4 protein-coding genes are annotated in these 4,563 nt (G+C 43.4%); 3 read left to right on the top strand and 1 reads right to left on the bottom strand.

Features of this window, described 5'->3' with window-relative positions; all coding sequences use genetic code 11:
• Both PHP90_RS13650 and recG read left to right on the top strand, forming a co-directional pair.
• The coding region (locus PHP90_RS13650; RefSeq protein ID WP_299931005.1) for a pitrilysin family protein at positions 1 to 1,056 on the top strand (1,056 nt) is incomplete at its 5' end.
• A complete protein-coding gene (gene recG, locus PHP90_RS13645; RefSeq protein ID WP_299931003.1) occupies positions 1,037 to 2,866 on the top strand; it encodes an ATP-dependent DNA helicase RecG in 1,830 nt (609 codons plus the stop codon). The genes PHP90_RS13650 and recG, both read left to right, overlap by 20 nt.
• 86 nt (positions 2,867 to 2,952) lie before the next feature.
• Here recG and raiA read toward each other — a convergent pair whose 3' ends face one another.
• A complete protein-coding gene (gene raiA / locus PHP90_RS13640; RefSeq protein ID WP_299931001.1) occupies positions 2,953 to 3,489 on the bottom strand; it encodes a ribosome-associated translation inhibitor RaiA in 537 nt (178 codons plus the stop codon).
• Positions 3,490 to 3,781: 292 nt separating this feature from the next.
• Here raiA and PHP90_RS13635 point away from each other — a divergent pair.
• Positions 3,782 to 4,563: choice-of-anchor L domain-containing protein (locus PHP90_RS13635; RefSeq protein WP_299930999.1), on the top strand; the 782-nt coding region annotated here is incomplete at its 3' end.

Here is a 4,563-nt window from a genome sequence, read left to right as displayed (position 1 = left end):
CGCGGTTCGGTTGGATTTGCCGATGCTCTCGATGCACGGGCAATCCAGTTGAGTGCTAACGCCGGAAATGAAACATTTGTTATCGAACTCGGAAGTTTAAAAGAGGAGTTTGATACCGGACTCTCACTTTTAAGCGAGCAATTGAGCGAGCCTAACTTTACCCCTAAAACGTTAGATAAAATCAAAACAATGACCCTTAGCAGTATCTCCCGCAAAGAGGACGATTTTGATACGGTTGCATCGGATGAGCTCAAAGCGGTACTGTTTGAAGGTACTCCGATGGCCACCCCAAATATCGGGACAAAAGCGAGCATTTCCGCTTTGAAGCTGGATGATGTCACCCATTTCGAAACGTCTCATCTTGTTTTGTCGAATGCTCTGATTGTAATGGGCGGCGATTTGAACCTCAGTGATGCAAAGCAAAAGGTTGAAAAACTCTTAAGTGTTTTAAAAGTTGGGGAAAAGAGTGTCACTGGGCACTATGAGCCACGCAGGACACCGAAAGAATCAATTCTAAAACGTCCTCATACCGAACAAGCGTATCTCTATTTCGGTTCTCCGTTTGCAATGCGTGAGGGTGATCCGGAGTATTATAAAGCCCGTGTTGCGATGTTTATTCTGGGAAGCAGCGGATTCGGCAGCCGATTGATGGAAGAGATCCGGGTAAAACGGGGTCTGGCATATTCAGCCTATTCTCGACTTTCGGTAGCGAAAACGAACACCTACTTCAGCGGTTATCTCCAAACCAAACTGGAATCACAGGCGGAAGCAAAAAAAACGGTTGTTGAAGTGATCGACACGTTTGTACGCGACGGAGTGACCCAAAGCGAACTGGATCAGGCAAAAAAGTTTCTTTTAGGATCGGAACCCCTTCGGGTTGAAACCCTCTCTCAGCGTTTGGGGCGAACTTTCAGTGAATATTATTCCGGTAAACCGCTCGGATCGAGTGTGCAAGAGTTGGAATCCATCCGTAATCTCAGTCTTGATGATCTAAACGATTTTATTAAACGCCACGGTGAAATTAAAAACCTCAGTTATGCTATCGTTACCAAATGAGGACGCTGACAAGTTTCATCGTCTAGGTGTCGGAAGTGTTACGGCACTCTCACTTATTGCTCCGACCTCTTTTGAAGACCGCCGCCTAAGTACTGAACTTAACCACAATACCTCTTGCGTTCTTGATGCAACGGTCGAAAATGTAGTCCGTACCCCAAAAACCCTCAAAATTACTTTCTTTGCCCATAACCTTGATAGCATCATCGAAGGGGTAATTTTTAATCCTAAACCCTACATGATTCACCAGTTTCCTAAAAATGAGAGAGGTTGTTTTTACGGCAAAGCACAATGGGAACTGGGGAAATGGACGATCGTCCATCCGGTCAAAATCACTGCTGTCGGCTCACTCGTTCCCATCTATAAAACGACTCTTCGCGTCGATGTCATGCGCCGTTTGATTGAGAAAATGATTAGTATTGAAAATCTGGTACATGACGGACTTCCGGAAAGAATCGCCTCTACTCTTTATAATATCCATTTTCCTGAACAACCAAAGCCGCTTGAAACTTTGCAGCTCTCTGCTCTTAAGTTTGCCGAACTTTTTGAATACATGCGCCGTCTGCGTCTAAAGCGTCGTTACCATCCTACCCGTTACCGCGCTCAGGGCGATGTGAATGGATGGATAAAAACCCTCCCGTTTGAACTGACACAGGATCAAAAAAAAGCGATTAGTGAGATAAAGAGTGATCTCACTGGTAAAAATGCCGCTCGTCGTATGATTGTCGGGGATGTCGGATCGGGCAAAACGATGGTGATCTTGGCTTCGGTCGTTCTTATGTATCCGTATCGCTCGATTCTGATGGCACCCACGACGATTTTGGCTGCGCAGCTGTATGAGGAAGCGCAAAAGTTTCTTCCCGACTTGCGGATCGCTCTTGTGACAAATGCAACGAAAAAAGGATCGTTGGAGGAGTATGATTTTATCATCGGAACCCATGCACTTTTACATCGTGATCTCCCTGAAGCGGGCTTGGTGATGGTAGACGAGCAGCACCGCTTCGGTACCGCACAACGCCATTCACTCACCAAACTGACCGACAATGACACCTCGCCGCATTATTTACAGTTTTCAGCTACTCCGATTCCCCGTACACAAGCGATGATCGATTCGGCTCATATCGATGTGAGTCTGATCGTCCAAACTCCGTTTACGAAAAATATTGCTACCCGTATCATCGGCAAAAGTGACTTTGCAAAACTGTTAGAGCATATCCGTTCTGAAATAGCCCAAGAACACCAAGTCCTTATCGTCTATCCTTTGGTAGAAATGAGCGAGAGTATCAACTACCAGAGTATCGACGAAGCGCGCGGATATTGGGAAAAGAATTTTGAAAATGTTTATGTCACCCACGGAAAAGACAAAGAGAAAGAAGCAGTATTGATGGAATTTCGAGAAAAGGGAAATATCCTCTTGGCAACAACCGTTGTGGAAGTGGGGATCTCCCTTCCGCGACTCTCTACCGTTGTGATCGTCGGAGCAGAACGATTGGGACTATCGACGCTCCATCAGCTCCGTGGTCGGGTAAGCCGTACCGGATTGCAGGGATATTGTTATCTTTATACCAACAAAAGCGGCAAAAATGAGCGCTTAGAATCGTTTAGCAGCTGTAACAGCGGTTTTGAGATTGCAGCACTCGATCTGAAATTCCGTTCAAGCGGGGACTTGTTGGAAGGAAGTATCCAAAGCGGCAAAAAGTTTCGATGGGCAGATATTGCAGAAGATGAAAAAATTGTAAAAGAGGTAAAAGACTATTTAGATAAAAATAATTCTGCCCTCACACCACACCTAGAGCAAGGTCGCTTGCCGTAGGGCAAAAGCGTACCGCCAGCGATTTGGTGTGAGGGCGCTTTTCTTTTGTTTCTTTTCTTTATTAAAAAGAAAAGAATGAATAGTTATTAATACAGTCCGAATTTCCCATCCGTACGTTTGTAAAGAACACGCATTTTTCCGTCATTGTCATAAAATACTTCGAATACCTTGGTGCTCTCTTTGAGTTTTTCCAATACTTCTGCAACTTCCTGAGGTTTAAAGAGGATCGGTTCGGTTGGAACAATTTCATCTTCCATTATCTCACCGGCTGCATGCAGATCGACTGGCGCAGCAGCGGCATTTTTGGCTTCGTTAAGCCCTTCGTTTTTATGATCGGAGATCCGATCATGCAAACGGCGAAGTGCTTTTTGTGCTCGATCGATCGCAATATCGATCGCAGCATAGAGATCATCATCACGCTGAGTGATAACGACGGTATTTTTTCCGGCGATGTTGATCGTAAACTCGATGCTCACCCCTTTATTACGTTCATTGGCCGAGGCAACGGCATTGACACTGATAAGGTCGAGATGAAATTTACTGAGAGTATCGATAGAGTGCATCAGATGGTCTTTGATTGCATCGCTGAGCTCGATGTGGCGTCCGACGAGAGAGATATTCATAATTGATCCACCTTATATTGAAATGTGAAAGAACTTTGATTATAACACACAAAAATGAAACGTCAAGACTTTTAAACCGAAAAGCAAATGGATAATTTTAAAATAATTATTAACGTATTTTAATGATTCTTTAATCTACATAGCACTACAATCAAAATATGGCGTCTCCTCTATATATATTTTAGAAAAGAGGGACAATGGTCGATAATATCAAATGTAAGAAAATTGGGAATATCGTTAGTTTCTACCGAGCCCTGATTGTGTGTGTACTAAAAATCCCGAGGAGGATTGAATGAAAGCTTTTAAACTTATTTCGCGAGTAACTACTGTTTTGACAGCTGCGATGGTGTTTGCTATCTCTGGAGAGGCTGCCGCTACCTATTTAAGCGGAGCAACCGCAGCTCAATTGGCATCTCAAATCCAAGGGCCGGGGATAACGATTACTAATCCTAAACTGTCAGTGGGGAAAGCTTCTCAAGCAGGGACTTTTAGTAACGGTATTGCCGGAGCTGGACTTGAGGTTGATCAAGGGATTATTTTGACCACGATGGATGTAAAAACTGCTTTTCAAGCCAATAGCAGTACACATACGTCTATTACAAATTCTGGAAGTTCAACCGATGCGGATTTATTAGCGATTGATTCGAGATCGAGATACGATACGGTCGTGTTTTCATTTGATGTTACTCTTGGGGCGAATACACGGCTTTTGATGATCGATTATCAGTTCGCGTCTGAAGAGTATAACGAATGGGTTGGATCACAATTTAATGATGCATTTGGTTTTTTTGTTTCAGGCGGTGATTTGAATCAAACGTATAATATCGCCCGTGTAGTGGATGACAGTTCGATAGTGACGACTCAAAATATATTTAATTATGATACGGTGACTGTTAATAATGTTAATCGTGGTTCAATAGGTTCACAGAGCAATGGAGCACCTGTCATCTTGACAAATTCCAAATATTTTATTGATAATTGTTACTTACCAAAAGCCAATCGAGATTCATATTATGATTGTACTCAAAATAAGTCTATGACAAACGTAGAATTTGACGGGTTGACACATCGTTT

Origin of the sequence: Sulfuricurvum sp. (genome assembly GCF_028712165.1) — a bacterium.
Classification (GTDB): Bacteria; Campylobacterota; Campylobacteria; order Campylobacterales; family Sulfurimonadaceae; genus Sulfuricurvum.
The sequence above is the reverse complement of the archived record's forward strand: the minus strand, read 5'-3'. Positions and strand labels throughout refer to the sequence as shown.